This window comes from Caenimonas terrae (genome assembly GCF_042655405.1).
Classification (GTDB): Bacteria; Pseudomonadota; Gammaproteobacteria; order Burkholderiales; family Burkholderiaceae_C; genus Ramlibacter; species Ramlibacter terrae_A.
The window spans coordinates 60,794-86,365 of record NZ_JBHSMF010000005.1 but is presented as its reverse complement, the minus strand read 5'-3'; the positions used below and the strand labels follow the sequence as shown (position 1 = coordinate 86,365).

Below are 25,572 nucleotides of genomic sequence, written 5' to 3'. Positions count from 1 at the left end.
CCAGCCCGTTCAGACGAAGGGCGGGACCAGCTTCTCGGCGGCCATCACGCGCTGCACCGCCGGCCGCGCCAGCACCCGCTGCAGGTAAGGACCGAGCAGCATCCGCTCGCGCGCCGGCCGCGACTTGAAATTGCGGGTCCAGCGGCACAGCGTGAACACATAGGGATCGAGCGCGCTGTAGCGCTCGCCGCCGAACCACGGCCCGCCGTGGCGCGCCAGCTCCGCTTCCAGCATGTCCAGCAGCACGCCGATCCGGCGCTCCGCATTGGCCTTGAGTTCGGCGGCGCCGGCGGCATTGCCTTCGTCCATCCAGCGCTCGGGATAGAAGTACACCAGCAGCGCGGCCTGCAGCGTGTTGGTCAGCCATGCCAGCCACTGGTAGAAGAGGGCCCGCTGCATCGAGCCGGTGGGCGGCGCCAGCGCTGCCTGCGGATGCGTGTCGCACAGGTGCAGCGCGATGGCGGCCGTTTCGTAGATCGCCTGTCCGCCATCCACCAGCACCGGGAGCAGGCCGTTCGGATTGAGCTGCAGATACTCCGGCCGCTTGTGGGCGCCGGCCGCGCGGTCGACCAGCACCCGCCGGTAGGCCACGCCGATTTCCTCCAGCAGGATGTGCGGCACCATCGCCGCGGTGCTGGGGTAGTAATGCAGCTCGATCATCGGCGTTCCATCCCGCAGCAGCGCGGCCTTCGTTCCAGGCGATGCCCGGCGTCAGCCGACGTGGCGGCGGAAGTGGTCCAGCGTGCGCTCGCGCGCCGTGGCGGCCGCGCCCGCGTTGTACGAGCCGCGCTGGTCGCAGTTGAATCCGTGGTTGGCGGCGTAGACGTGCACCTCGACCCCGGGCTGTGCCTTCTCGAACGCACGCACGCTCTCCATCGAGATGTGGGCGTCCTGGTCGCCGAAGTGGGCCATCACCGGCACCTTGGGCACGCGCGAGATCTCCGGTGCCACAGTCATGCCGCCGCCGTAGTAGGGCGCCGCCGCGGCCAGGCCGTTGAGCATGCAGGCCGCGCGCCAGGTCAGCAGCCCGCCCCAGCAGTAGCCCACGATCCCGACCTTGCCGGCCTGCGATGCATGGTTGATCGCCGCCTGGATGTCCTGCAGCACGCCGGGAGCCGGCAGCGCTTCCACCTGGGCCTTCAGCGCTGCGCCGGCGCTGATGTCATCGGACGTGTAGCCCAGTTCCACGCCCTGCTTGACGCGGTGGAAGGTGGCCGGCGCAACTGCCAGGTAGCCGGCGGCGGCGTAGCCGTCGGTCACCTGCCGGATGTGCGAATTGACGCCGAAGATCTCCTGCAGCACCACGATGGCGCCGCGCGCCTTGCCTTGAGGCTGCGCCACGTAGGCGGGAAAGCTGAAGCCGTCGGCGGCCTTGAGGTCGATGAAATTGCCCATGCGGATGCTCCTGTTGTTGGTGGATGTCAGGGACGCAGCGCCTGCTCGACGAACTCGAGCCGGTCCTGTCCCCAGAAGATTTCGCCATCGATCACGTAGCTGGGCGCGCCGAAGACGCCGGCCTCGATCGCCTTGGCGGTGTTCGCCTCGTACTGCTGCTGGACCTGCGGTTCCCGCGACTGGGCCAGCCGCTCGGCGGGCAGGCCGGTCTCGGCCAGCAGCTGCGCCAGCGTCGCGGCATCGGCGATGTTGCGCTCCTGCACCCAGACCGCCGCGAACACCGCGCCGCAGAATTTCATCGCGGCGTGGGCGCCGTCCTGCCGGTTCACGGCGATGATCAGCCGCGCTGCGTCGTCGCCGGCCACCGGGAAGAACTTCGGCTTGAGGTTCAACGGCAGCTTCAGCTGGGCGGAAAAGCGCGCCAGGTCGACCAGGCGGTAGGCCTGCCGCTGCGGCGCCCGCTGCCCGAGCGGCAGGCCGCCGGAGATGGGAAACACCTTGGCGTAGTCGGTCGGCAGCACGTTCACCGTGGCGCCGGCGTCGCTGGCGATGCGGGTGAGGCGTTCGTGGCCCAGGTAGGTCCAGGGGCTCTGCGGGGTGAAGTAGTAGTCGATGCTGCGGGCCATGGGGGTCTCCTGATTGTCGTTCTCGGGGCGGCGCGATGTGCGCTGTAATGGCGGTTTGTAGCCTACCCGACGACTTTCTGCAGGAGACAGGTCTTGGAACAAGTACTACTGGTCACCGGAGGCAGCCGCGGGATCGGCGCCGCCACCGCGCTGCTGGCGGCCCGCGCGGGATGGGCCGTGGCCGTCAACTACGCGGCCCACGCCGGCGCGGCGGACAGTGTGGCGCGGCAGATCAAGGAGGCAGGCGGCAAGGCGATCGCCCTGCAGGCCGACGTCGCCGACGAGCAGCAGGTGCTGGCGATGTTCGCGCGCATCGATGCCGAGCTGGGACGGCTGACCGGCCTGGTCAACAACGCCGGCATCGTCGACGTGACGGCGCGGGTGGAAGACATGAGCGTGGCCCGGCTCAAGCGCATGTTCGAGGTCAACGTGATCGGCTCCATGGTCTGCGCCCGCGAGGCGGTGCGCCGCATGAGCACGCGGCGCGGCGGCAGCGGCGGCGCCATCGTCAATCTCTCCAGCGCCGCCGCCCGGCTGGGCGCGCCGGGCCAGTACGTGGACTACGCCGCCGCCAAGGGGGCGATCGACGCCTTCACCATCGGGCTGGCCAAGGAGGTGGCGGCGGAAGGCATCCGCGTCAACGCCGTGCGGCCCGGGCTGATCGAGACCGAGATCCACGCTTCCGGAGGTATCCCGGACCGGGTCGCGCAGCTGGCCCACCTGGTGCCGATGCAGCGCGGCGGCACGGCCGACGAGGTGGCGCAGGCGATCGTCTGGCTGCTGTCGCCGGCCGCCAGCTACACCACGATGTCGCTGCTGGACGTCTCGGGCGGACGCTGATGGACTTCAAGCCGCTGGTGACGCTGCTGGCGATCGTCAACCCGCTGGCGATCGTGCCCTTCTTCATCCATTACACCGAGGGCTTCAGCCGCCAGCAGCGGCGCAGCACGATCGTCACCGCCTCCTTCGCGGCGTTCGTGGTGATCGCCAGCAGCGCGCTGCTGGGAACCCGGATACTGGAGTTCTTCAGCATCTCGCTGGCCAGCTTCCAGGTCGGCGGCGGCATGCTGCTGCTGACCAGCGCGCTGAACATGCTCAACGCCCATCCGGCCGAGGCCAAGTCCAGCAGCAACGAGCTGCAGGACGGCGTGGAAAAGGCGGCGATGGGCGCCAGCATCGCGGTGGTGCCGCTGACCATTCCGCTGCTCACCGGGCCGGCGACCATTTCAACGGTGGTGATCTACGCTGAACGGGCCCGCCACTTCCTGGACCTGGCGCTGCTGGTGGGTTATGGCGTGGTGATCGGCCTGGCCACCGCCCTCTGCTTTGCGCTGGCCAACCCGATCGCCCGGGTGCTGGGCAAGACCGGCATCAACGTGATGACCCGCCTGATGGGCCTGATCCTGGCGGCGCTGGCGGTCGAAGTGATGGCCGACGGCCTGCACAAGCTGTTCCCGATCCTGGGACGCTGAGGCCTATTGTTCCTTGAGCAGCCGGATCACCTGGTTGCTGGTGTTGCGCAGGCGCTGGGCCAGCAGCTGGGTGATCTTCACCAGCAGCTTGGCGCCGACGGTGGGGTGGGACACGATCAGGCGGGCGACGCCGGAGCGCACCAGCACCGCGGCTTCGACCTCGGTCAGGGCGATGCAGCTGGCATAGCGCGGCTCGCCGTCGAGCATCGACATCTCGCCGAGCGAGGCGCCGTCCTTGAGCACCGCCAGCCGCGTGGTGCCGCCCGGCTCCTCCGCGTCGACGTCGGCGCCGACCTTGCGCTTGACCACGTCCACCGTGCCCGAGAGCAGCAGCATCATGAAGTCGCTGGCGTCGTCCTCGGAGATCAGCACTTGGCCGGGCTGGGCCCGCACGCGCAGCATCACCGAGCCGAGGATGTCCGCCTCGGCCGGCGTGAAGTCCTGCATCAGCGGCGACTCCTGCATCAGCCGCGGCCAATGCGACAAATGCTCCACCGGGCCGAGGTTCTCGAGCCCGGCGGCAAGCAGTTGTTCCTCGATGTCTTTCACGGCACCTGCGCCAGCCACTGCACCAGTTCGTCGGCCGCGGCGTCGACCGCCGCCGACAGCGCCCGCACGCCGCCGGCCGCGTCGGCGCTGGGTGCGGGGCGCTGGACCACCACGTCGCGCTGCGCCAGCAGCTTCTCGCCGCCGGCCGTGTTCTCCAGCAGCGTGGCGCGCAGCCGCACCAGGCCGACGCTCTCGGTCGGACTGCTGAAGAACTGCGAGAACTCTTCCAGCTCGATGCGCAGGGCACGCGGCAGCAGCCCGCCGCTGCGCGCCAGCGCCGCGCCTTCGCCCGGGTTGAGCACGATGCGGTCGCGGCCGATCTGCTCGCGCAGGCGCTGGCGCACCAGCTGCGGCGGCGACGCGCTCCAGCGGGCCTGCGCGTAAGGGCGCAGCTGGTGGTCGTCGGCATACCCCAGCCGGTACAGCACGGCCGAGCCGTCGAGGGCGCCGGCCGCATCCACATCGGCCAGCACCAGCGCCGGCCGGGTGGCCTGCGGCGCCGGCGCCGCCGCTGGCGTGACCCGGCCCGGGCCGAAGTCGTAGAGCGTGGCGCGCACCGGCTTGTCCACCAGCCCGGCGCAGCCCGCCAGCGCAGCGACCAGCAGCGAGGCTGCAATTCTGAACACGGTTTTCATCGGCTGGCTCCTGGAGGCGTGAAGCCCGCTTCGCCCGGCCCCGGCTGGGCCGGGCCCGCTCCGAAGATCAGCGACTGCGGGTTGTCGTTGATGCCGTTCACGGCGCGACCGAGCTGGCGCACGGCCCGCGAGGTGTCCTCCGTCACCCGGTTGATCCGCGGCAGGGTGGCGGCGTTGAACGAGTCGGCGGCGTGGGCCAGGCCTTCCGCGCCCTCGGCCAGCCGGTCCACCGGGCCATCCTTGGCGTTCAGGCGGCGGGCGGTGTCGCCGATCTCGGCGATCGCCTTCTTCGCCTCGTCGGAGGTGCCGCGCACCGAGGTCAGCGTCGCATCGGCATTCTTGACGAAGGCCGGGATGTTGACCCGCTCCGGGCCCAGCTGCGCATTGAGGATGGCCGCCATGGTGGTGGACAGCTTGCTGACGCTGGCGGCGGCCTCGCCCACGTTGTCCAGCGCCGCGGCCAGCCGCTTCTGGTTCGGGTCGGACAGCACCTGGTTGAGCTTGACCGACACCTGCTCCACCTGGTCCAGGATCTTCTCGCCCTTGTCCTGCAGCTTGGCCAGCAGGCCGGGACGCAGCGGGATGCGGGGCGGGTCGTCCTTGTTCGGCACCAGCCGCGGCGAGGGCTTGCCGCTGTCGTCGAGCTGCACGAACGACAGGCCGGTGACGCCCTGGAATCCGAGGGTGGCGAAGGTGTCGGCGGTGATCGGCGCCGCGCTGTCCACTTCCAGCCGCAGCAGCACGTTGCCCGGCGTCTTGGTGTCGAAGCCGATGGTCTCGACCTTGCCGACGTCGACGCCGCGGTAGCGCACCGGCGCCTGCGGCTGCAGCCCGGTGACCGTCTCGCGGGTGGAGATCTCGTAGATGTCGCGCTTGCCGGTGTCGCGCGTCAGCCAGGACGCCAGGCCCAGCAGCAGCAGGCTGAGCAGCGCCACGAAGACTCCGGCGGCGAGGGCATGGGCCTTGTTTTCCATAGCGTTGCCTTTCTAGATCGCGAACGGGTATTCGCGCAGCAGCTCCATCGCGCGCTGGCCACGGGGGCCGAGGAAGAAGTCGCGGATGAAGGGATGGGTAAAAGCAATCACGTCCTTGGGTGCGGCGGCGATGATCACTTTCTTGTCGGCCAGCACGGCGATCCGGGTCGACAGCTCGAACAGGGTGTCCAGGTCGTGCGTGACCATCACCACCGTCAGCGCCAGGTCGCGGTGCAGCGAGCGCAGCAGGGTGACGAAGCCGTCGGAGCTGTCCGGGTCCAGGCCCGCGGTCGGCTCGTCCAGCAGCAGCAGCGGCGGGTCCATGATCAGCGCCCGGGCCAGCGCCACCCGCTTGATCATGCCGCCGGACAGGTCGGCCGGCATGCTGTCGGCGACCTCGGGCTTGAGGCCCACCATCTGCAGCTTGACCATCGCCGCCTCGCGGATCAGGGTCGGGGTCAGCGTCTTGAGCTCGCGCAGCGGGAAGGCGATGTTCTCCAGCACGCTGAAGGCGGAGAACAACGCGCCATGCTGGAACAGCATGCCGATCCGGCTGGCCGCGCCCTTGCGCCCCAGCTCGGACACAGACTGGCCCAGCACGTGGATTTCCCCCATCGAGGGCTTCTCCAGCCCGAGGATCTGGCGCAGCAGCACGGTCTTGCCGGTGCCGGAGCCGCCCACCAGCGACAGCACCTCGCCGCGCCGCACCGTGAGGTCCAGGTCGTCGTGGACGACGAGGCGCCGCTCGGGGCTGGTGAACACCGTCTGCAGCTTGCGGATTTCCACCATCGGCCCGGCCGCCGCCGGGCCGGGCGCCGCCGCGGCGGCCGGTGCGAGCGCCGTGGCCATCAAAGACCCACTTCCTTGAACAGCACCGCGAACAGCGCGTCCACCAGGATCACTACCGTGATGGAGGTGACCACCGACGCCGTCGTGCCCTCGCCCAGGCTCTGGGTGTTGGGCTTGACCCTCAGCCCGAAGTGGCAGCCGATCAGCGCGATCAGGATGCCGAACACCACCGACTTGCTGCTGGCCAGGCCCAGGTTGCCGGGGCTCACGGCCTGCGGCAGCGCATTGAGGAAATAGGTGGGCGTGATGCCCAGCGACACGTCGGCCGCCAGCATGCCGCCGGCCAGGGCGCAGATCGTCGTCCACACGCTGATCAGCGGCATCACCACCGCCAGCGCCATGGCGCGCGGCATCACCAGCCGGAAGCCCTGCGAGATGCCCATCACCCGCATCGCATCCAGTTCCTCGGTCACCCGCATCACGCCGATCTGCGCCGTGATGGAGGAGCCGGACCGGCCCGCGATCAGGATGGCCGCCAGCATCGGCCCGAGCTCGCGGATCAGCGCGATGCCCAGGATGTTGACGATGTACGCATCGGCGCCGAACTGGCGCAGCTGCTGCGAGGTGAGGTAGGCCAGCACCACGCCGATCAGGAAGCCGACCAGCGCCGTGATCGGCATCGCGGTGGCACCGATCCGGTACAGGTGGCCGGAAAAATCGCGCCAGGGGCCCCATTGCGGCGCCTTGGCCAGCTTGAAGAGGTTCAGCGTCAGTTCGCCGATCAGGCGCAGGAACGACTGCAAGTGCTCCAGCACCCGCAGCACCGCGCCGCCGATGGCCAGGTAGCGGGCGCGCAGCGTCGTCTTCTTGCGCGCCGGCGGCGCCGCCGTGAATTGCGCCACCCGCTCCAGTACGGCGCGCTGCGGCGGCAGCAGCTCGATCGGCTCCGGCCAGCGCCGGCCCCAGTGGTCCCACAGCAGCTGGCCGCCGACGTGGTCGATCTGCTCGGCGCGGGTCAGGTCCCAGCCGCCGGCAGCGGCCACCTTGGTCAATCCGGCTTCCAGCGTCTCCAGCAGCTTGGGCTGCGCAAACTGGGCAGCGGTCCATTGACCCAGCACCAGGGTGCTTTGGCCTTGGGGGGTGGACTGCTGCTCGATGCGTGGCGTGGGTTGGTCCATGAGGGCCGAAAGGGTAAGCCTGCCATCCTAACTGCTGGGCCACGGGAATGGGTGTAGGAGGACGGGCCGTCGCCGGGCGGCGGTATAAAGGAGAAAAGGCAAGGAGACGGCATGAGCGAGAGCGACGATCTGCTGGTGCAGCGGCGGGGCCCCGTGCTCTGGCTGACCATCAACCGCGAACAGCGGCGCAACGCGATGAGCCACGCCGTGCTGGCCGGCATGGGCCTGGCGATCGCTGCCGCCCAGTCCGAGCGCGAGCTGAGAGCCATCGTCGTGACCGGCGCCGGCAGCAAGGCGTTCTGCGCCGGCGCCGACCTGCAGGCCGCGCAGGCCTTCACCACCGACTATTCCGAGCCGCGGGGCCAGCTGGCGCAGCTGCTGCGGCAGGCCCGGGCCAGCAACCTGCCGCTGATCGCGCGCGTCAACGGCGCCTGCATGGCCGGCGGCATGGGCCTGCTGTCGATGTGCGACCTGGCGGTGGCCGCCGGCAGCGCGGTGTTCGGCCTGCCGGAAGTGAAGGTCGGCGTGTTCCCGGCCCAGGTGCTCACGGTGCTGCAGCACCTGATCCCGCGCCGCAAGCTGGCCGAGATGTGCCTGACCGGCGAGCCGCTCACGGCTGCCGAGGCGCTGGCGTGCGGGCTGGTGAACTACGTGTCGGACGACCTCGACGCCCGGCTGGACTGGCTGCTGGCGCGCATCCTGGACAAGTCGCCGGCCGCGATCCGGCGCGGCGTCTACACCATGAAGAGCATCGAGACCATGGCCTTCGAGGAATCGATGGCTTTCACCGAAAGCCAGATCGCGCTGTTCACGCTGACCGAGGATGCGAAGGAGGGCCAGCAGGCGTTCCAGCAGAAGCGGCCGCCGGCCTGGAAGGGAAGCTGATGCGGCCGGTCGTGCGCATCGGCGGTGCCAGCGGGTTCTGGGGCGACAGCAGCGTCGGCGCGCCGCAGCTGGTGGCGCGCGGCGAGGTCGACTACCTGGTGTTCGACTACCTGGCCGAACTCACCATGTCGATCCTGGCGGCGGCCCGCGGCAAGAACCCGGACCTGGGCTACGCCACCGACTTCGTCACCGTGACGATGCAGGCCATCCTGAAGGAGGTGGTGGCCAGCAACATCCGCGTCATCAGCAACGCCGGCGGCGTCAACCCGCAGGCCTGCGCGGATGCCATCACCGCACTGGCCGCGCAGCAGGGCGTGCAGGTGAAGGTTGCCGTGGTCCTGGGTGACGACGCCACGGCGCTGTTGCCGCAGCTGCGCAGCGAGGGCGTGCGCGAGATGCAGTCCGGCGCCGCCTTGCCCGACAAAGTCCTGACCGCCAACGCCTACCTCGGCGCGCTGCCGATCCGCCGCGCCCTGGACGAAGGCGCGCAGATCGTGGTGACCGGCCGCTGCGTGGACAGCGCCGTCACCCTCGGTGCGCTGATGCACGAGTTCGGCTGGCGCCCGGACGACTACGACCGGCTGGCGCAGGGCAGCCTGGCCGGCCACATCCTGGAGTGCGGCTGCCAGGCCACCGGCGGGCTGCACACCGACTGGGAGAGCGTGCCCGACTGGGCCCACATCGGCTACCCGGTGCTGGAATGCCGCGCCGACGGCAGCTTCGTCGCGACCAAGCCGGCCGGGACCGGCGGACTGGTCAACACCGCCGTGATCGCCGAACAGATGCTCTACGAGATCGGCGATCCGCGCCGCTACCTGCTGCCGGACGTGAGCTGCGACTTCACCGGCGTGACGCTGGCGCAGGCCGGGCCGGACCGGGTGGAGGTGCGCGGCGCCCGCGGGCTGGCGCCCGGTCCCGAGTACAAGGTCAGCGCCACCTACATGGACGGCTTTCGCTGCACCGGCCAGCTCACCATCATCGGCATCGACGCCGCAAGGAAGGCCCGCCGCACCGGCGAAGCGATCCTGGAGCGCACGCGCGAGCTGTTCGCCCAGCAGGGCCTGGCCGACTACAGCCGCACCAATCTCGAGGTGCTCGGCTCGGAGGCGGCCTACTTCGGGCCGCGGGCCCGCACCGGCGCGGTCCGCGAAGCCGTGCTGCGGCTGGCGGTGATGCATCCGCAGAAGGCGGCGCTGGAGCTGTTCGCGCGCGAGATCGCGCCGGCCGGCACCTCATGGTCGCCGGGAACCACCGGCGCCGACGGCCGGCCCAGCCCCGCGCCGGCGATCCGGCAGTTCGCCTTCCTGCTGGACAAGCGCAGGCTGCAACCGGTCGTGCTGCTGGATGGAAAGGAACTGGAAATCGCCATCCCTTGCGGACAGCCCCCCGTTCCCGCGCCCACCAATCCCGTTCGTCCTGAGCCTGTCGAAGGACACGCTGGGGCTTCGACAAGCTCAGCCCGAACGGGCCTTGTGGAAGTGCCGCTGATCCGCCTTGCCTATGCCCGCAGCGGCGACAAGGGCGACAGCTCGAATATCGGCGTGATCGCCCGCCGGCCCGAATGGCTGCCACTGCTGCGCGAGCAGCTGACCGAAGGGCGCGTGGCCGACTGGCTGGGCCATCTGGTCCATGGCCAGGTAACGCGCTTCGACGTTCCCGGCATCCACGCGATGAACTTCCTGTGCACCCGGGCGCTGGACGGCGGCGGCATGGCCTCGCTGCGCAACGATCCGCTGGGCAAGGGCATGGCGCAGATCCTGCTGACCCTGCCGATCCGCGTTCCCGCTGCCTGGGAAGGGCCGGCGGGAGACGCTATTCTTGATACTCCTGACGAAAGCATCCAATGAACGCACCTGACAAGTCCTCCAAGTCCGCCGCCATCGCCTCGATCGAACACTGGATCGGCGGGCGCATCGTGCCGGGCAACAGCGGCCGCCGCGCCGACGTCTTCAATCCGGCCACCGGCAGCGTCAGCGGCCAGGTGGCGCTGGCCAGCAGCGCGGAGGTCGATGTCGCCGTCGCCTCGGCGCAGGCCGCCTTCCCCAAGTGGGCCGACACGCCGCCGATCCGCCGGGCGCGGGTGATGTTCAAGTTCCTGGAGCTGCTGAACCAGAAGAAGGACGAACTGGCGTGCGCGATCACGGCCGAACACGGCAAGGTGTTCACCGACGCGGTCGGCGAGGTGTCGCGCGGCATCGACATCGTGGAGTTTGCGTGCGGGATCCCGCAGCTGCTCAAGGGCGACTACACCGACCAGGTCTCCACCGGCATCGACAACTGGACGATGCGCCAGCCGCTGGGCGTGGTGGCCGGCATCACGCCGTTCAACTTCCCGGTGATGGTGCCGATGTGGATGTACCCGGTGGCGATCGCGGCCGGCAACTGCTTCGTGCTCAAGCCCAGCCCGCTGGACCCGACTGCCTCCCTGATGATGGCCGAACTGCTGAAGGAGGCGGGGCTGCCGGACGGCGTGTTCAACGTGGTGCAGGGCGACAAGGACGCGGTCGACGCGCTGCTGGTGCACCCGGACGTGAAGGCCCTGTCCTTCGTCGGCTCCACCGCCATCGCCCAGAAGATCTACGAGACCGGCGCCCGCCACGGCAAGCGGGTGCAGGCGCTGGGCGGCGCCAAGAACCACATGGTGGTGATGCCCGATGCCGACCTGGAGCAGACGGTGGACGCGCTGATCGGCTCGGCCTACGGCTCGGCCGGCGAGCGCTGCATGGCGATCTCGCTGGCGGTGCTGGTGGGCAACGCGGCCGACAAGATCATGCCGCTGCTGGCCGAGCGCACGCGCCACCTGAAGATCAAGAACGGCCTGGAGCTGGACGCCGAGATGGGCCCGATCGTCTCCAGCGCCGCCCACGGGCGCATCACCGGCTACATCGACACCGGCGAGAAGGAAGGCGCCAAGCTGCTGGTGGACGGACGCAAGTTCCATGCGGCCAAGGCCGGCGCCGGCTGCGACAACGGCTTCTGGATCGGCGGCTCGCTGTTCGACAACGTCACGCCCGAGATGAAGATCTACAAGGAAGAAATCTTCGGCCCGGTGCTGGGCTGCATCCGGGTGCCCGACATGGCTGCGGCGCTGGCGCTGGTCAACTCGCACGAATACGGCAACGGCGTGTCGCTGTTCACCCGCGACGGCAACGCGGCGCGCGAGTTCTCGCGCCGGGTGCAGGTGGGCATGGTCGGCATCAACGTGCCGATCCCGGTGCCGATGGCCTGGCACGGCTTCGGCGGCTGGAAGAAGAGCCTGTTCGGCGACATGCATGCCTACGGCGAGGAAGGCGTGCGCTTCTACACCAAGCAGAAGTCGATCATGCAGCGCTGGCCGGAGAGCATCGGCAAGGGCGCCGAGTTCACCATGCCGACGGCGCAATGAACTTCCGGCTGCAGGCGGGGCTTGCCCTGTCGGCGGCCGCACTGGTCGCGTCGGTTGCGGCGGCGCCTGCGCTGCCCCAGGCGCGCAGGCCGCTGGTCATCGCGCCGGTCATCGAGGGCCTGCTGATCTGCGATGCCAGGCCGGACAACGAATACCGCAACCTGATCGACGCCCGCTCGCAATGCGCGGCGCACAACAACAATGCCGTCGAAGCCGCGGCCAGCCTGCTGGACGCACTGGAACCGGGCGGCCCCAGGGGCGCCGTGCAGGTCGGCTACACGGTCACCGTGCAGTTGCTCAGCCTGTACCGCAAGCGGGAAGGGCGCTGGGCGATCGACGAGGCCCGGATCAAGCGGGTGATGGACGTGCTGAACGCGCTGAAGCGGCCGGCGGTTCTCTACCTGGCCGCCAACCACTTCGACACCAGCGGCGAGATCACGTCGTTCCTGGAGTCCGATCCCGCCAACCTGATGCACCTGGCCGACGGCAGCGTGCCGGGCTCGGCCTACTTCGGCTACAAGATCGTGCCGTACACCTTGCAGACCGACGAGTCGATCCCGGTCAACCGCCTGCGCTTCGATGCGCTGCGCCGCGTGGCGGCCAGCGTGGTGGCCCTGCCCAAGGCCACGCGCGATCGGCTGGTGGCGATCACCCTGGCCGGCGAGGTCCACCACATGTTCCCCAACTTCGAAGGCGGCATGGGCAACTTCGAGCAGCTCAGCGTGACGGACTACAGCCCGGCCTCGGTTGCCGGATTCCGCCGCTGGCTGCGCAACGCATACCGATCCGTCGACGCGTTGAATCAGGCGACCGGCGCGCGCTACGGTTCGTTCGAGGAGGTGCAGCCGCCCGCCCGCAGCATGCTGGCGGCGCACGCAAATGCGCTCCAGCACTTCGACGGCGCTGCCGACGGCTGGCTGGCCGTCAGCGGCTGGCTGTGGGACCCGAAGCACCGCATCGCCGGCCTCGAGCTGTACGTCGACGGCCAATCGGTGGCGCAGGTGCCGGGCGACTTCAACCGGCTGGACGTCTACCGCACCCTGGACGCGGTCGACGACCCGAGCGTGGGCTTTCGCCACGACCTCGATTTTTCCAGCTGGGCGCCCGGAGAATATGCGCTGCAGGTCGTTGCCCGCACGGCGGCGGGCAACCAAGAACTCGGGCACGCCACGCTGCAGGTGGAAGCCGGCGCACCGCCTCGCCCCGGCGGCGAACAACGGCACGCGGGCCGGCTCGTGCGGCTGCCCGCGCTGGCAACGCTGTCCGACGTGCGGGCGTCACTGGACCTGCCCAAGCCGGTCCAGAAGGTGATGTTCAACCGGCTGGCGCGCGACTGGAACGGCTACCGGGCCTGGCAGGTGAAAGAGTTCATCGCCAGCATGTACCGGGTGGCGCGTTCGGCCGGACTGCCTGCCGACAAGCTGTACTCCCACCAGATCCTGCCGCGGGCCAACTCGAGCTGGAACGCGCAGTTCTTTGCTACCGACGACAGCGTCGGCGCGGCCCTGCCGTGGAAACAGGGAATCAACACCTACGGCGGCGCGGCGGGAAGCACGTGGACGCAGCGGTACATTCAGGAAATGCACCTCACGGACTACGGCGTTCCGGAGTTCCACCAGCAGCAGTGGAAGCGGCCGGATGCGGCGGCCCGGGCGCTGGCATTGCACCAGCGGCTGGGGGCGCGTTTCGTCAGCCCGTATTACATGTCGGTCATCGGCGACCGCAACCAGAAGGCCGGCGCCACCCTGAACCGGATGGAGATCCGCCCGAACAACTCGCTGGATGGCTCCGACCAGCTCTATCGTGCCATCCAGGCGATGGCGGCGCAGTGAATCCCATTGCGGCGGCGGCCGTGCACGAGCAACGCAACGAAGAGATCGAAGTCCTTCGCGCGGTGGCCGTCATCTTCGTCCTGTTCCACCACTACCAGGGCCTGGTGCTGGGCTACCCGCAGTTCTACGGGTATGTCGAAGGCATGTGGTCGGGGGTGGACCTGTTCTTCTGCATCTCCGGCTATGTGATCGCGCGCAGCCTGTTGCCGGCGCTGCAAGGCAAGCGCGGCCGGCCCTTCTGGCGGGAGGTCGCGAAGTTCTGGATCAAGCGCTGGTACCGCATCATCCCCGCGGCCTGGCTGTGGATCGTCGCGCTGATGATCGTGATCGGCCTGAAGGGCATCAAGGGCAATTCGATCTTCTGGTACGACACCTTCGCTGCCATGTTCCAGTACGCGAACCTTCATTTCTACCGCTGCACCGTCGACGCCCGGCTCCACTGCGGCTCGTTCCAGCCTTACTGGAGCCTGTCGCTGGAGGAGCAGTTCTACCTGGTCATCCCGTTTGCCGCCTTCCTGTTCCGCAACCGCCTGTGGTGGTTCGTCGCGGCGCTCGCGCTGGCGCAGCTGGGGTTGGCGCGCCATCACTGGACCGGACTGTCCGGCTTCCTGCGCACTGACGCCATCGCGCTGGGCGTGCTGCTCGCGGTGGCCTCCAGGCGCCAGGGCTACCGCGCGCTGGAGCCGAAACTGCTGGCCGGCTGGGCGGGACCCGTGGTGTCTGTGCTGCTGCTGGTCGGCTTCGGCGTGATCGCCCACAAGCGGCCGTTTCCGCCCTACATGGGGGCGGTGGCAATCCTGAGCGCGGTCCTGGTGTGGATCGCCTCGTACGCAAAGGGCTACCTGATGCCCGCCGGCTGGCTGCGCACCGTGGCCGTGACGATCGGGGCCCGCTCCTTTTCCATCTATCTCGCGCAGATCGTCTGCTTCCTGATCGCCCGCAAGCTGGTCGAACGGATCCTGCCGGCCGACACGCCGGACGGTCCGCTCAAGCTGGGCCTCACGCTGACGACGGGACTGGTGGTGCTGGCGCTGCTGGTGGAGGCGAGCTATCGGCTGGTCGAAGTGCCCTGGCGCCGGCGCGGCCGCCTGCTGGTCGAGCGGATGTCGCCCGATCTCGTGAACAATGGCAGACTCGACGCCACTTCCCCCCAGCCATGAGCGACACCAGCTTCGACTACGTGATCATCGGCGCCGGCACCGCCGGCTGCCTGCTGGCCAACCGCCTGTCGAAGGACCCTGCGAAGAGGGTGCTGCTGATCGAGGCCGGACGGCGCGACGACTACCACTGGATCCACATCCCGGTCGGCTACCTGTATTGCATCGGCAATCCGCGCACCGACTGGCTGTACAACACCGAGCCCGACCCGGGGCTGAACGGCCGCCGGCTGCGCTATCCACGCGGCAAGACGCTGGGGGGCTGCTCCAGCATCAATGGGATGATCTACATGCGCGGCCAGGCACGCGACTACGACCAGTGGGCGCGCCTGACCGGTGACGCCGGCTGGACCTGGGACAGCTGCCTGCCGTACTTCAAGAAGCACGAGGATTACTACAAGGGCGCCGACGCGATGCACGGTGCCGGCGGCGAGTGGCGGGTGGAGCGGCAGCGCCTGCGCTGGGACGTGCTGGACGCGTTCGCGCAGGCGGCGCAGCAGGCCGGCATTCCGCACAGCGAAGACTTCAACCGCGGCGACAACGAGGGCGTCGGCTACTTCCAGGTCAACCAGAAGCAGGGCTGGCGCTGGAACACCGCCAAGGCCTTCCTGCGGCCGGTCTGCTACGGCCGGCCCAACTTCGAGATGTGGACCAATGCGCAGGTCGCACGGCTGGTGGTGCGGCCACAGGCCGACGGCACCATGCGCTGCACCGGCGCCGAGGTCTGGACCGGCACGGAAAAGGTGGCGGTGACGGCAACGCGCGAGGTGATCCTGTGCGCCGGCAGCATCGGCTCGCCGCAGATCCTGCAGCTGTCCGGGATCGGCCCCGCGCCGCTGTTGCACGGCCTGGGAGTTCCGCTGGTGCATGACCTGCCGGGCGTCGGCGCCAACCTGCAGGATCACCTGCAGATCCGCGCGGTCTTCAAGGTCAGCGGCGTCGAGACGCTCAACACGCTGGCCGGCAGCTGGTGGGGCAAGGCCAGGATCGGGCTCGAATACGCGTTCAAGCGCAGCGGCCCGATGAGCATGGCGCCGTCGCAGCTGGGGGCATTCACCCGCAGCTCCCCCGACCATCCGTACCCGAACATCGAGTACCACGTGCAGCCGCTCAGCCTGGACGCCTTCGGCGAACCGCTGCATGGCTTTGACGCGTTCACGGCGAGCGTGTGCAACCTCAACCCGACCAGCCGCGGCAGCGTGCGCATCCGCAGCGGGAAATTCGAGGACGCGCCGCTGATCGCGCCCAACTACCTGAGCACGCCGGAAGACCGCAAGGTGGCGGCGGATTCGCTGCGCGTGACGCGGCGCATCGTCGGCCAGCCGGCGCTGGCGAAGTACCAGCCGCAGGAATGGAAGCCCGGCATCGAGTTCGAGAGCGACGAAGACCTGGCGCGGCTGGCCGGCGACATCGCCACCACCATCTTCCATCCGGTGGGCACCACCCGGATGGGACGCGACGACGATCCGATGGCGGTCGTGGACTCGCAGCTGCGGGTGCGCGGGATCGCCGGCTTGCGCGTGGTCGATGCCGGCGTGATGCCCACCATCACGAGCGGCAATACCAATTCGCCCACGCTGATGCTGGCCGAAAAGGCGGCGGACTGGATCATCCGCGCTGCCGAGGCCGACGCTTAGCAAAGCGGCTGGCGTCGCATCGGGAAATCACCGATGCACTATGCCGGTGCGCCGGGTAGAGTCCACCGACTCGCAACCGGCCTGCCAAGGCTAGCAAGGGCGAGGGTCCGAGGAGACTCCCCAGAACAACACAAGGGCCGGGACAGGTCACGCATCCTCAGGATGCCATTTGAAAGACGCCGTTACCCCGGCGTCTTTTGTTTTTGTGGACGGCGAACTCCATAATCGTCGGCATGGACGACATCGTGCGCCAGGCCATCGCGAAATGGCCCAACGTTCCCCACTGCTACGGCTGGCTCGGGCTGGATGCCCGCGGCAACTGGTACATGCGCGACGACCGCATCCAGGCCGCCGGACCGTTCGCGCAGAACAAGGGCTCGCTGCTCAAGCACGAGAAGCTGGTGGACTTCATCCAACGCAACTACGAAGCCGACGACCGCGGCTGCTGGTTCTTCCAGAACGGACCGCAGCGCGTGTACGTGGAACTGGAAGCGGCGCCCTGGGTGTGGCGGCTGGCCGCGGACGGCAGCGTTACATCGCACAGCGGCCGCGCCGCCGTCGCGAGCGCCTGCGTCCTGGACGAACAGGGCCGCCTTTACCTGGAAACGGATCTCGGCTTCGGCCTGATCCACACCATGGACATGGAGCAGGCAGCCGATGCCGTGGAGCGCCGGGCCTGGACGCCGCTGGAGCTGCTTGCCGATACGCTGCCGCGGCGTTTCGGCTTCGTGCGAAGTCCGCAGGCGCTGCAGGCGCAGCAATAGAAAAAGGCCGGAAGACCGGCCTTTTTTTTGCGGGTTGCGAAGGATTACTTCGCCGCGTTCACCATGTATTCCACGGTGGCGCGGATCTCGGGCTCGGACGCGTTGGTGCCGCCCTTGGGCGGCATCGCGCCCTTGCCAGCGATGGCGTGCTGGACCAGCGTGGGGATGCCTTGCGCGATGCGTGGCGCCCAGGCGGCCTTGTCGCCGAATTTCGGCGCATTCGCCGCACCGGTGGCATGGCAGGCGAAGCAGGCTTGCTTGTACAGCGCCTCGCCGCCGCCGCTGGCTGCTGCAACCTGGGTGGCGGGCGCGGCCGCCGGGGCCGGCGCTGCGGCGGGAGCGGCTGCCATCGCACCGGCAGTTGCGACCACGGGCACCGCCGCTGCCACTGGGGCAGCAGGCGCTGCGGCCGTGGTGGCAGCGCGCTGGGGTTCGGGGAAATTGGCGCCGGCCGCGTTGGCCATGTAAGCCGCCGCGCGGGCGACCTCCACATCGTCGAAATCGCCGCCGCCCTGGGCCGGCATCGCGCCCTTGCCGTGCAGTGCGGAATTCACCAGCGCCTCGAAGCCGGTGCGGATGCGCGGGCCCCAGGCTGCCGCATCGCCGAACTTCGGCGAGCCGGCCGCGCCGGTGGAGTGGCAGGTCGTGCACTGGGCCTTGAACACTTCCTCGCCGGTCTTGAGCGGGCGGTTGGGGTCGCGGATTTCCACCGAGCCGACCTTCTGGATGCGCGCCATCACGCCCTTCTGCAGGTCGTCGGCACCGACGCCCGCCAGAGAGTAACTCTCCACGTGCGCGTCACCCGATGGCTTGATTTCCGAGACGACGTAATAGACGAGGCCGATGACCCCGAAAATCGGAATCACGAAAGAGAAAAACACCGCCAGCAGCAGCTGCCCGGGTGTCCTGATGGGGCCTGTGTGGGCCTCTTCCTGCGTCGTATCGCTCATGGCGTCCTCAAAAATTCGGGCGTGAAATCAACCTTCGATTATAGCCAGCCCCTCCAGCGCGAATTGAGATGCATGAACGTGCGCGAGAACGCGGCGCGCTTGAGGGATAATGCAGCCTGCTGTTTTCAGTGCGGCTGTAGCTCAGTGGATAGAGTATTGGCCTCCGAAGCCAAGGGTCGTGGGTTCGATCCCCGCCAGCCGCACCAGCAATTCATCTCCTTCCGGATGCCTCGCAGCATGACCGCGCCTTCCGCCCCAGCATACGCATCCGCAGCGGAGCTGCTTCGCCAGCATGCGGCCCGCGAAACCTTCCGCGCGCTGGCCGGCGCGCTCGCCCCAGCGGACACCCCGGCGGCTTACCGCATCCAGGACAGTTACGTCGCCCAGCTGCGCGAGCAGCGCCAGGCCACGCTAGCCGGCTACAAGATCGCGATCACGACGCCAGCGATGCGCGACATGGTGGGCTTCCAGGATTCGGTCTCCGGCCGCCTGCTCGCCGACCAGCTGTATCGCTCGGGGCACTCGCTGAATTCGCGCGATTACGTGCGGCTGATCGTCGAATTCGAGATTGCATTCGAACTGGCCCGCGATCTGCCCGTGCGTGCAAACGCCTGGACCGGCGCCACCATCCTGGAACATGTGAAGTTCGCCTACCCGGCGCTGGAGATCGCCGACGACCGCCAGGCCGATTACGCCAGCCTGAACCGGTCGGTGCTGACGCTGATCGCCGACAACGCATGGAATCAGGGCCTGGTGCTTGGCGATCCGGTGGCGGGGATGGATGCGGACGGCATCCAGGCGCTGCAGGGAGTGGCCATGATCGACGGGCGCGAAGTGGGCCGCGGCAGCGGCCGCGATGTGCTGGGCCATCCGCTCGATGCGCTGGCGTGGCTGGCCAACCATCTGGCAGCACGCGGGCTGCCGCTGCACGGCGGCGACATCGTCACCACGGGAAGCCTGGTCAAGTCGCAGTTCCCGGTGGCCGGCAACCGCGTCGCCTTCAGCCTGCCGGGCCTTGGCGAAGTGCATCTGGCGGTCGACTGACGCAGCAAGACGCGGAAACAAAAAAGCCCACCTGAAAGTGGGCTTTTTTTGCAGAGTTTTTTAGGCTCTTTGTTGGTTGCGCGAGCAAGATTTGAACTTGCGACCTTTGGGTTATGAGCCCAACGAGCTACCAGGCTGCTCCATCGCGCGGCAAGATTGAATTATATACCTTCCCCGTCTGCTTATTCAGCAGTAGGGACATCCGCTTCGGCGATCTCGGGACGGTCCACCAGTTCGACCAGCGCCATCGGCGCGTTGTCGCCGACGCGGTAACCCATCTTCAGGATGCGGGTGTAGCCGCCGGGACGGGCGTTGTAGCGCGGGCCCAGTTCGTTGAACAGCTTGGTGACGATGTCACGATCGCGCAGGCGGTCGAAGGCGAGCCGGCGGTTGGCCAGCGTCGGCACCTTGGCCAGCGTGATCATGGGTTCGACGACGCGGCGCAGTTCCTTGGCCTTGGGGACCGTGGTCTTGATGACTTCGTGCTCCAGCAGCGAATTCATCATGTTGCGCAGCATCGCGAGGCGGTGCTCGCTCGTGCGATTGAGTTTACGTAGGCCGTGTCCGTGACGCATGGTGTGTTCCTTTGCTTGTCTTAAAAGGCAGCCGTGTCAGGTACTGCCAGTTCACCAGGTTGTGTTTAACGTTTATCGAGGCCAGCCGGAGGCCAGCTCTCGAGCTTCATGCCGAGCGTGAGCCCACGCGAGGCAAGAACTTCCTTGATTTCGTTGAGCGACTTGCGACCCAGGTTGGGGGTCTTGAGCAGCTCGTTCTCGGTGCGCTGGATCAGGTCGCCGATGTAATAGATGTTCTCGGCCTTCAGGCAGTTGGCCGAACGCACCGTCAGTTCCAGCTCGTCCACCGGGCGCAGTAGGATCGGGTCGAACTGCTGCGAGCTGCGCTGCACCGGCTGGTCGAAGGCGGCCAGTTCGCTGCCCTCGAGCTGCGCGAACACCGCCAGCTGCTCCACCAGGATCTTGGCCGAGGCGCGCACTGCGTCTTCGGCGGTGATGGCACCGTTGGTCTCGATTTCCACGACCAGCTTGTCCAGGTCGGTGCGCTGTTCGACGCGGGCGCTTTCGACCGTGTAGCTCACGCGCTTGACCGGCGAGAAGGACGCATCCAGCACGATCCGGCCGATCGACTTGGTCGGCTCGTCGGCGTAGCGGCGCATCGTGCCCGGCACATAGCCACGGCCCTTTTCGACCTTGATCTGCATGTCGATCTTGCCGCCCTGCGACAGGTTGGCGATGACGTGGTCGGGGTTGATGATCTCGACGTCGTGCGGCGTCTGGATGTCGGCGGCGGTGACGATGCCTTCGCCGTCCTTGCGCAGGCTCAGGGTGACTTCATCGCGGTTGTGCAGCTTGAAGACCACGCCCTTGAGGTTCAGCAGGATGGAAACGACGTCTTCCTGGACGCCGTCGATCGACGAGTACTCGTGCAGGACGCCGGCGATGGTGACTTCGGTTGCCGAATAGCCGACCATCGATGAGAGCAGCACGCGACGCAGGGCGTTGCCCAGCGTGTGGCCATAGCCACGCTCGAACGGCTCGAGCGTCACCTTGGCCTTGTTGGGCGCCAGTTGCTCGACGTTGATGGCTTTGGGTTTCAGCAAATTGGTTTGCATGCAGGACTTCCTCTCAATACCCCCGGCTCGTTACACCGGTAAGGCTGGTGAAGTGCCCCGCCGCGGTGCCCCACGGCAAGGAACTAAAAAACATCCAAGGACGAGCGCTGCGAAGCAGCCTCGTTTTCTCCTTGTTTACCTCGAGTACAACTCCACGATCAGCGCTTCCTTGACGTCGGCGGCGAATTCGTCACGGTCCGGCACCTTCTTGAAGACGCCTTCGGCCTTGTCGGCATTCACCTCGACCCAGGCCGGCATGCCGACCTGCTGCGCCAGCTGCAGCGCCTCGACGATGCGGTTCTGCTTCTTGGACTTGTCGCGCACGGCGATCACGTCGCCGGTCTTGACCATGTACGACGGGATGTTGACCGGCTGGCCGTTGACGGTGATCGCCTTGTGCGACACCAGCTGGCGCGCCTCGGCGCGGGTCGAGCCGAAGCCCATGCGGTACACCACGTTGTCCAGGCGGGACTCGAGGATGAACAGCAGGTTGGCGCCGGTGTTGCCGCGGCGGCGGTCGGCTTCGGTGAAGTACTTGCGGAACTGGCGCTCCAGGATGCCGTACATCCGCTTGACCTTCTGCTTCTCGCGCAGCTGCAGGCCGTAATCGGACGTGCGCTGGCCGGAAGTGCGGCCGTGCTGGCCGGGCTTGGAGTCGAACTTGGCCTTGTCCGCGATCGAGCGGCGGGCGCTCTTGAGGAACAGGTCAGTGCCTTCACGGCGGGAGAGTTTGGCCTTGGGGCCGAGGTAACGTGCCACTTTGCTTCCTTTACATCATCTGCCGCAGCCTATTGCTGCGGGAGCCGGTGGCCTGTGGCCGCCGGCGGTGGGCTTCACAACGGAGGTAAACACGGTTTGCTTGCGCAAACCGTGTCCTCGAACTTAAATCCTACGGCGCTTCTGCGGGCGGCAGCCGTTGTGCGGGACCGGCGTCACGTCGGCGATCGACGTGATGCGGATGCCCAGCGCAGCGAGTGCGCGAACCGACGACTCGCGACCCGGGCCGGGGCCCTTGATCTCGACGTCCAGGTTCTTGATGCCCTGCTCGATGGCGGCACGGCCGGCCACTTCGGAAGCCACCTGGGCTGCGAAGGGGGTCGACTTGCGCGATCCCTTGAAGCCCTGGCCGCCCGAAGACGCCCAGCTCAAGGCGTTGCCCTGGCGGTCGGTGATCGTGATGATCGTGTTGTTGAAGGACGCGTGCACGTGGCAGACGCCATCGGACACGTTCTTGCGAACCTTCTTGCGCACGCGTTGTGCGGCGTTATTGGCGGGAGCTTTTGCCATGACTGTTCTCTTTCCCGATTATTTCTTCAGTGCCTGGGCGGCCTTGCGCGGTCCCTTGCGGGTGCGGGCGTTGGTGCGCGTGCGCTGGCCGCGCATCGGCAGGCCGCGCCGATGGCGGAAGCCCCGGTAGCAGCCGATGTCCATCAAGCGCTTGATGTTCATCGTCGTCTCGCGGCGCAGGTCGCCTTCGATCGTGAACTGCGCGATCTGGTCGCGGATCTTTTCCAGATCCCCGTCCGTCAGGTCCTTGACCTTCTTGGAGTACGGGATGCCGGTGGCTTCGCAGATCATGCGAGCGCGGGTGCGACCAATGCCGAAGATAGCCGTCAGGCCAATCTCGGCGTGCTGATGCGGCGGAATGTTGATGCCAGCGATACGTGCCATTTTCGTCCTCTATTACTCTTGCGATCAGCCCTGGCGCTGCTTGTGCCGCGGATCGGTGCAGATCACGCGGACAACGCCCTTGCGGCGGATGATTTTGCAGTTGCGGCAAATTTTCTTGACCGAAGCCGAAACTCTCATGTCGTTCTCCTAAAACCTAAACTCGTCCAATCAGAGGTGCCCGAGCAACCGCTTACGCTTGTTGGTCCGGCACCAGGCAATTACTTAGCCCGGAACACAATCCGTGCCCTCGACAAGTCGTAGGGCGTCAACTCCACGGTGACCTTGTCACCCGGAAGGATCCGGATGTAGTGCATCCGCATCTTTCCTGAAATATGTCCGAGCACCACGTGCCCGTTTTCCAGCTTCACGCGGAAGGTCGCGTTCGGCAGGTTCTCCACAACCTCACCCTGCATCTGGATGACATCGTCCTTCGACATCTTCTTGTTCTCTAGCCGCCCAGGGAGGTCTTGAAATTGGCTTTCTTCAGCAGCGATTCATATTGCTGCGACATCAGATAGTTCTGCACCTGGGCCATGAAGTCCATGGTGACCACCACGATGATCAGCAGCGAGGTGCCGCCGAAATAGAACGGCACGTTGTATTTGAGGATCAGGAACTCGGGCAGCAGGCAGACGAAGGTGATGTAAATCGCTCCGGCCAGCGTCAGCCGCACCAGGATCTTGTCGATGTAGCGCGCCGTCTGCTCGCCCGGACGGATGCCCGGGATGAAGGCGCCGCTCTTCTTCAGGTTGTCCGCGGTCTCCCGGCTGTTGAACACCAGGGCCGTGTAGAAGAAGCAGAAGAACACGATGGCGCTGGCGTACAGCATCACGTAGATCGGCTGGCCCGGGGTCAGCGTGCCGGCGATGTCCTTGAGCCAGCGCATCCGGTCGCCGGTGGCGAACCAGCCGACCACCGTCGCCGGCAGCAGGATGATCGACGAGGCGAAGATCGGGGGGATCACGCCGGCCATGTTCAGCTTCAGCGGCAGGTGCGACGACTGGCCGCCATACACCTTGTTGCCGACCTGGCGCCGCGCGTAGTTGACCAGGATCTTGCGCTGGCCGCGTTCCACGAACACCACGAAGTAGGTCACCAGGGCGATCAGCGTCACCACCAGCAGCGCCACCAGGATGCTCATCGCGCCGGTGCGCACCAGCTCCAGCAGTCCGCCGATCGCGTTGGGCAGGCCCGCGGCGATGCCGGCGAAGATCAGGATCGAGATGCCGTTGCCCAGTCCGCGCTCGGTGATCTGCTCGCCCAGCCACATCAGGAACATGGTGCCGGCCGTCAGGCTGACGACCGCCGTCATGCGGAAGCCGAAGCCCGGGTTCAGCACCAGGCCGGCCGAGCCTTCCAGCGCCAGGGCGATGCCCATCGACTGGAACAGGGCCAGGCCCAGCGTGCCGTAGCGGGTGTATTGCGTGACCTTGCGGCGGCCGCTTTCGCCCTCTTTCTTGAGCTGCTCGAACGTCGGCACGACGTAGGTGAGCAGCTGCATGATGATCGAGGCCGAGATGTACGGCATGATGCCCAGCGCGAACACGGTGAAGCGCGACAGCGCCCCGCCCGAGAACATGTTGAACAGGCTCAGGATCCCGCCCTGCTGGCCCTTGAACAGCTGCGCGAGCTGGTCCGGGTTGATGCCGGGGACGGGAATGTGGGCGCCCACGCGGTAAACGACCAGCGCGAGCAGCAGGAAGACCAGCCGGCGACGCAGGTCGCCGAACTTGCCGGTCTTTGCAATTTGGGCTGCGCTAGTTGCCACTCGATGGTTCCTTCATTCGTCCAGAAAAGATCAGGCCTGCTTGCCGACGGCTGCTTCGACGCTGCCACCGGCAGCTTCGATTGCAGCCTTGGCACCAGCGGTCGCATAGATGCCCGTCAGCTTGACGGCCAGCTTCAGTTCGCCGGTCTTGATGACCTTGACGACCTTGGCGATCTCGGGGATCAGGCCGGCCTGCTTCAGGGACATCATGTCCACTTCGGCGGCGCCGAGCTTCTCCAGCGCTTCCAGCGTGACCTGGGCGTTGTACTTCAGCAGGTGCGACTTGAAGCCACGCTTGGGCAGGCGCCGCTGCAGCGGCATCTGGCCGCCTTCGAAGCCGACCTTGTGGTAGCCGCCTGCACGCGACTTCTGGCCCTTGTGGCCACGGCCTGCCGTCTTGCCCAGGCCGGAACCGATGCCGCGGCCGACGCGGCGGCGGTTTTTCTTGGAGCCCGCTGCGGGCTTGATGCCATTGAGTTCCATCGTCTTGCTTTCAGCCGGGTTCAGAGAACGCGGACCAGGTAATCGATCTTGTTGATCATGCCGCGCACGGCGGGCGTGTCTTCCAGCTCGCTGACGCTATTGAGCTTGCGCAGGCCCAGGCCGCGCACGGTGGCGCGGTGGTCCACCTTCGTGCCGATCGGGCTGCGAACCAGCTGGACCTTCACGGTTTTCTGTTTGGTTGCCATGTCTGTGCTCCTTGCGGTCAGGCGAAGATGTCTTCGACCGACTTGCCGCGCTTGGCCGCCACTTCGGAAGGCGTGTGCGCATTCTTCAGTGCATCCAGCGTGGCGCGAACCATGTTGTACGGGTTGGTCGAGCCGTGGCTCTTGGCCACGATGTCGGTGATGCCCATCACTTCGAACACCGCGCGCATCGGGCCGCCGGCGATGATGCCGGTGCCGCGCGGGGCGGGCGACATGATCACGCGGGCTGCGCCGTGCTGGCCGGAGACGTTGTGGTGGATCGTGCCGTTCTTCAGCGTGACCTTCATCATGTTGCGGCGGGATTCTTCCATCGCCTTCTGCACGGCCGCCGGCACTTCCTTCGACTTGCCCTTGCCCATGCCCACCCGGCCGTCGCCGTCGCCGACCACCGTCAGAGCGGCGAAACCGAGGATCCGGCCGCCCTTCACGACTTTGGTCACGCGATTGACCGCGATCATCTTCTCGCGCATCCCGTCTTCGGGACCTTCACCTTGGGGCTTTGCCTGAATTCTTGCCATGATGTC

General features: G+C 67.4%; 30 protein-coding genes and 2 tRNA genes. 11 read left to right on the top strand and 21 right to left on the bottom strand.

What is annotated here, in order from left to right; all coding sequences use genetic code 11:
- Positions 1-9: 9 nt before the first annotated feature.
- From ACFPOE_RS06190 to ACFPOE_RS06180, 3 genes are read right to left on the bottom strand one after another with little or no spacing between them, the layout of a single operon-like run.
- A complete protein-coding gene (locus ACFPOE_RS06190; RefSeq protein WP_376849144.1) occupies positions 10-660 on the bottom strand; it encodes a glutathione S-transferase family protein in 651 nt (216 codons plus the stop codon).
- A 51-nt stretch (positions 661-711) separates the two neighbouring features.
- On the bottom strand, positions 712-1,395 hold the full coding sequence (locus ACFPOE_RS06185; RefSeq protein ID WP_376849143.1) for a dienelactone hydrolase family protein: 684 nt from the start codon (positions 1,393-1,395) through the stop codon (positions 712-714).
- 26 nt (positions 1,396-1,421) lie between these two features.
- A complete protein-coding gene (locus ACFPOE_RS06180) occupies positions 1,422-2,021 on the bottom strand; it encodes a 2-hydroxychromene-2-carboxylate isomerase (protein ID WP_376849142.1) in 600 nt (199 codons plus the stop codon).
- A 93-nt stretch (positions 2,022-2,114) separates the two neighbouring features.
- On the opposite strand from ACFPOE_RS06180, the gene ACFPOE_RS06175 reads away from it, so the two are divergent.
- On the top strand, positions 2,115-2,861 hold the full coding sequence (locus ACFPOE_RS06175) for an SDR family oxidoreductase (RefSeq protein WP_376849141.1): 747 nt from the start codon (positions 2,115-2,117) through the stop codon (positions 2,859-2,861).
- Positions 2,861-3,493 carry a MarC family protein gene (locus ACFPOE_RS06170; protein WP_376849140.1) on the top strand — a complete coding sequence of 211 codons (633 nt, stop codon included), beginning with the start codon at positions 2,861-2,863 and terminating at the stop codon, positions 3,491-3,493. The genes ACFPOE_RS06175 and ACFPOE_RS06170 overlap by 1 nt, the downstream gene beginning before the upstream one ends.
- A 3-nt stretch (positions 3,494-3,496) precedes the next feature.
- On the opposite strand, the gene ACFPOE_RS06165 is transcribed toward ACFPOE_RS06170, so the two are convergent.
- The 5 genes from ACFPOE_RS06165 to ACFPOE_RS06145 are packed head-to-tail and all read right to left on the bottom strand — an operon-like array spanning position 3,497 to position 7,618.
- Positions 3,497-4,042, bottom strand: coding sequence for a cyclic nucleotide-binding domain-containing protein (locus ACFPOE_RS06165; protein ID WP_376849139.1), 546 nt, complete (start codon positions 4,040-4,042; stop codon positions 3,497-3,499).
- Positions 4,039-4,677: an ABC-type transport auxiliary lipoprotein family protein gene (locus tag ACFPOE_RS06160; RefSeq protein ID WP_376849138.1), complete on the bottom strand. Its 639-nt coding sequence runs from the start codon at positions 4,675-4,677 to the stop codon at positions 4,039-4,041. Before ACFPOE_RS06160 ends, ACFPOE_RS06165 begins: the two co-directional genes overlap by 4 nt.
- The gene (locus ACFPOE_RS06155) at positions 4,674-5,651 is read right to left on the bottom strand and encodes an MlaD family protein (protein WP_376849137.1); all 978 of its coding nucleotides are present in this window, start codon (positions 5,649-5,651) and stop codon (positions 4,674-4,676) included. The genes ACFPOE_RS06160 and ACFPOE_RS06155 overlap by 4 nt, the downstream gene beginning before the upstream one ends.
- Positions 5,652-5,663: 12 nt before the next feature.
- Positions 5,664-6,500 carry an ABC transporter ATP-binding protein gene (locus ACFPOE_RS06150; RefSeq protein ID WP_376849136.1) on the bottom strand — a complete coding sequence of 279 codons (837 nt, stop codon included), beginning with the start codon at positions 6,498-6,500 and terminating at the stop codon, positions 5,664-5,666.
- The gene (locus ACFPOE_RS06145; RefSeq protein WP_376849135.1) at positions 6,500-7,618 is read right to left on the bottom strand and encodes an MlaE family ABC transporter permease; all 1,119 of its coding nucleotides are present in this window, start codon (positions 7,616-7,618) and stop codon (positions 6,500-6,502) included. The genes ACFPOE_RS06150 and ACFPOE_RS06145 overlap by 1 nt, the downstream gene beginning before the upstream one ends.
- A 111-nt stretch (positions 7,619-7,729) precedes the next feature.
- Between ACFPOE_RS06145 and ACFPOE_RS06140 the strand changes: the two genes are divergently transcribed.
- The 7 genes from ACFPOE_RS06140 (at position 7,730) to ACFPOE_RS06110 (ending at position 17,278) form a co-directional block, all read left to right on the top strand.
- Positions 7,730-8,503: an enoyl-CoA hydratase/isomerase family protein gene (locus ACFPOE_RS06140; protein ID WP_376849134.1), complete on the top strand. Its 774-nt coding sequence runs from the start codon at positions 7,730-7,732 to the stop codon at positions 8,501-8,503.
- The gene (locus ACFPOE_RS06135) at positions 8,503-10,350 is read left to right on the top strand and encodes an acyclic terpene utilization AtuA family protein (protein WP_376849133.1); all 1,848 of its coding nucleotides are present in this window, start codon (positions 8,503-8,505) and stop codon (positions 10,348-10,350) included. Before ACFPOE_RS06140 ends, ACFPOE_RS06135 begins: the two co-directional genes overlap by 1 nt.
- A complete protein-coding gene (locus ACFPOE_RS06130) occupies positions 10,347-11,888 on the top strand; it encodes a CoA-acylating methylmalonate-semialdehyde dehydrogenase (RefSeq protein WP_376849132.1) in 1,542 nt (513 codons plus the stop codon). The genes ACFPOE_RS06135 and ACFPOE_RS06130 overlap by 4 nt, the downstream gene beginning before the upstream one ends.
- Positions 11,885-13,720 (top strand): beta-galactosidase, encoded by a 1,836-nt coding sequence (locus ACFPOE_RS06125; RefSeq protein ID WP_376849131.1) that lies wholly within the window; start codon positions 11,885-11,887, stop codon positions 13,718-13,720. The genes ACFPOE_RS06130 and ACFPOE_RS06125 overlap by 4 nt, the downstream gene beginning before the upstream one ends.
- Entirely contained in the window at positions 13,717-14,880 is a 1,164-nt protein-coding gene (locus tag ACFPOE_RS06120; RefSeq protein ID WP_376849130.1) for an acyltransferase family protein, read from the top strand. Before ACFPOE_RS06125 ends, ACFPOE_RS06120 begins: the two co-directional genes overlap by 4 nt.
- Complete coding sequence (locus ACFPOE_RS06115) at positions 14,877-16,514, top strand: GMC family oxidoreductase (protein WP_376849129.1); 1,638 nt, start codon at positions 14,877-14,879, stop codon at positions 16,512-16,514. Before ACFPOE_RS06120 ends, ACFPOE_RS06115 begins: the two co-directional genes overlap by 4 nt.
- Positions 16,515-16,747: 233 nt before the next feature.
- A complete protein-coding gene (locus ACFPOE_RS06110; protein ID WP_376849128.1) occupies positions 16,748-17,278 on the top strand; it encodes a DUF2946 family protein in 531 nt (176 codons plus the stop codon).
- 44 nt (positions 17,279-17,322) lie between these two features.
- On the opposite strand, the gene ACFPOE_RS06105 is transcribed toward ACFPOE_RS06110, so the two are convergent.
- Entirely contained in the window at positions 17,323-18,228 is a 906-nt protein-coding gene (locus tag ACFPOE_RS06105; protein WP_376849127.1) for a c-type cytochrome, read from the bottom strand.
- Positions 18,229-18,358: 130 nt separating this feature from the next.
- On the opposite strand from ACFPOE_RS06105, the gene ACFPOE_RS06100 reads away from it, so the two are divergent.
- Both ACFPOE_RS06100 and ACFPOE_RS06095 read left to right on the top strand, forming a co-directional pair.
- Positions 18,359-18,434: transfer RNA gene (locus ACFPOE_RS06100), tRNA-Arg, on the top strand.
- 31 nt (positions 18,435-18,465) lie between these two features.
- Positions 18,466-19,272 carry a 2-keto-4-pentenoate hydratase gene (locus ACFPOE_RS06095; protein ID WP_376849126.1) on the top strand — a complete coding sequence of 269 codons (807 nt, stop codon included), beginning with the start codon at positions 18,466-18,468 and terminating at the stop codon, positions 19,270-19,272.
- Between the two features lie 73 nt (positions 19,273-19,345).
- Here ACFPOE_RS06095 and ACFPOE_RS06090 read toward each other — a convergent pair.
- The 12 genes from ACFPOE_RS06090 to rpsE all read right to left on the bottom strand — a co-directional run bounded on the left by ACFPOE_RS06090 (position 19,346) and on the right by rpsE (position 25,566).
- Positions 19,346-19,422, bottom strand: a tRNA-Met gene (locus tag ACFPOE_RS06090).
- Positions 19,423-19,454: 32 nt separating this feature from the next.
- Positions 19,455-19,847, bottom strand: coding sequence for a 50S ribosomal protein L17 (gene rplQ, locus ACFPOE_RS06085; RefSeq protein ID WP_376849125.1), 393 nt, complete (start codon positions 19,845-19,847; stop codon positions 19,455-19,457).
- Between the two features lie 65 nt (positions 19,848-19,912).
- On the bottom strand, positions 19,913-20,902 hold the full coding sequence (locus ACFPOE_RS06080) for a DNA-directed RNA polymerase subunit alpha (RefSeq protein ID WP_376849124.1): 990 nt from the start codon (positions 20,900-20,902) through the stop codon (positions 19,913-19,915).
- Between the two features lie 135 nt (positions 20,903-21,037).
- Entirely contained in the window at positions 21,038-21,661 is a 624-nt protein-coding gene (rpsD, locus tag ACFPOE_RS06075) for a 30S ribosomal protein S4 (RefSeq protein WP_376849123.1), read from the bottom strand.
- A gap of 123 nt (positions 21,662-21,784) precedes the next feature.
- Positions 21,785-22,189 carry a 30S ribosomal protein S11 gene (gene rpsK, locus ACFPOE_RS06070; protein WP_013902952.1) on the bottom strand — a complete coding sequence of 135 codons (405 nt, stop codon included), beginning with the start codon at positions 22,187-22,189 and terminating at the stop codon, positions 21,785-21,787.
- A gap of 18 nt (positions 22,190-22,207) precedes the next feature.
- Positions 22,208-22,573 (bottom strand): 30S ribosomal protein S13, encoded by a 366-nt coding sequence (gene rpsM, locus ACFPOE_RS06065; RefSeq protein ID WP_376849122.1) that lies wholly within the window; start codon positions 22,571-22,573, stop codon positions 22,208-22,210.
- A 24-nt stretch (positions 22,574-22,597) separates the two neighbouring features.
- A complete protein-coding gene (rpmJ, locus tag ACFPOE_RS06060) occupies positions 22,598-22,711 on the bottom strand; it encodes a 50S ribosomal protein L36 (protein WP_011481465.1) in 114 nt (37 codons plus the stop codon).
- A gap of 80 nt (positions 22,712-22,791) precedes the next feature.
- Positions 22,792-23,010, bottom strand: coding sequence for a translation initiation factor IF-1 (infA, locus tag ACFPOE_RS06055; protein WP_007869286.1), 219 nt, complete (start codon positions 23,008-23,010; stop codon positions 22,792-22,794).
- A gap of 11 nt (positions 23,011-23,021) precedes the next feature.
- Entirely contained in the window at positions 23,022-24,341 is a 1,320-nt protein-coding gene (secY, locus tag ACFPOE_RS06050; RefSeq protein WP_376849121.1) for a preprotein translocase subunit SecY, read from the bottom strand.
- 30 nt (positions 24,342-24,371) lie between these two features.
- Positions 24,372-24,824 carry a 50S ribosomal protein L15 gene (gene rplO / locus ACFPOE_RS06045; protein ID WP_376849120.1) on the bottom strand — a complete coding sequence of 151 codons (453 nt, stop codon included), beginning with the start codon at positions 24,822-24,824 and terminating at the stop codon, positions 24,372-24,374.
- 20 nt (positions 24,825-24,844) lie between these two features.
- Positions 24,845-25,030: a 50S ribosomal protein L30 gene (rpmD, locus tag ACFPOE_RS06040; RefSeq protein WP_376849119.1), complete on the bottom strand. Its 186-nt coding sequence runs from the start codon at positions 25,028-25,030 to the stop codon at positions 24,845-24,847.
- A gap of 17 nt (positions 25,031-25,047) precedes the next feature.
- Positions 25,048-25,566 (bottom strand): 30S ribosomal protein S5, encoded by a 519-nt coding sequence (gene rpsE, locus ACFPOE_RS06035; protein ID WP_376849118.1) that lies wholly within the window; start codon positions 25,564-25,566, stop codon positions 25,048-25,050.
- Positions 25,567-25,572 lie beyond the last annotated feature (6 nt).